This window comes from Mesorhizobium sp. (assembly GCF_004963255.1).
Taxonomy (GTDB): Bacteria; Pseudomonadota; Alphaproteobacteria; order Rhizobiales; family Rhizobiaceae; genus Mesorhizobium.
Map to the genome: position 1 here is coordinate 1 of NZ_SUGA01000106.1, position 555 is coordinate 555.

The window sequence follows — 555 nt, forward strand, 5'->3', positions numbered from 1 at the left end:
ATCCACCACTCTATTTCGGCGGGTCTTCCGATGCGGGATCGACCGTGGCGGCGCAGGAGATCGACAAATATCTGACCTGGGGCGAACCGCCGGCCGATGTCGGGCGCAAGCTCGACGGCGTGCGAGAGCTCGCCGAAAAGGCCGGCCGCAAGCTCTCCTTCGGCATCCGCCTGCATGTCATTGCCCGGGAGACCACAGAGGAGGCGTGGGCCGCCGCCGACCGGCTGATCAGCCGGCTCGATGACGCGACCATCGCCTCGGCGCAGAAGGTTTTCGCGCGCATGGACTCGGTCGGCCAGGCGCGGATGAGCGCTTTGCATGGCGGCGACCGGGCCAAGTTGGAGATCGCCCCGAACCTGTGGGCGGGCGTTGGCCTGGTGCGCGGCGGCGCTGGCACGGCGCTGGTCGGCGATCCCGCGACGATCGCCGAGCGCATCGACGAATATAGGCGGCTCGGCATCGATACCTTCATCCTCTCGGGTTACCCGCATCTTGAAGAAGCCTATCGCTTCGGCGAGCTGGTGCTGCCGCATTTGCCGACCGAACATCAGGTCA

At 66.7% G+C, this 555-nt stretch carries 1 protein-coding gene; it reads left to right on the forward strand.

What is annotated here, in order from left to right:
• Positions 1–555, forward strand: a 555-nt coding sequence (locus E5X34_RS32650) for an LLM class flavin-dependent oxidoreductase (RefSeq protein WP_292573344.1), incomplete at both ends; no start/stop codon positions are given.